Annotated in this window: 1 pseudogene; it reads right to left on the reverse strand. The window is 65.1% G+C overall.

Features of this window, described 5'->3' with window-relative positions:
- A pseudogene (locus L8F97_RS22520) lies at positions 1 to 341 on the reverse strand (IS66 family transposase); the annotation flags it as partial.
- Positions 342 to 392 lie beyond the last annotated feature (51 nt).

The raw sequence follows: 392 nt of genomic DNA on the forward strand, positions 1-392 counted from the left end.
AGCCGCCTGTGCCGCTCCACGACCGGCGTGATTGGCGGCAGTTCGACCGTATCGTGCTCGCTGACCGTCTCGGCAACCAGATCGGCCGGCAGTGCAGCGCAACAGCCGGTGCAGGTGTCCGGACGATGATCGATAGCAAGGTCGAATGCCTCGCTCAGTATCCGGCTATGTCCCTCATGCCCGAGCTTTCCACCGCCGGGCCGCGAGGCATCGCGGCGCTCCTTGCGGTCGGTCGATGGCGGCTTCGACGATGTCCGCGACGTCTTCGCAGGGCGCTGCAGGCGCAGCACCAGTTCGATCAATTCCTCGCGGCTCAGGCGCTCGAGATCGGGACGGCCCATGACCCCCTTGAATCAGTGATCTCGCTTACCCGCAAGGGGGTGGGTAATTAC

It is taken from the genome of Sphingomonas sp. BAUL-RG-20F-R05-02 (assembly GCF_022662305.1).
Classification (GTDB): Bacteria; Pseudomonadota; Alphaproteobacteria; order Sphingomonadales; family Sphingomonadaceae; genus Sphingomonas.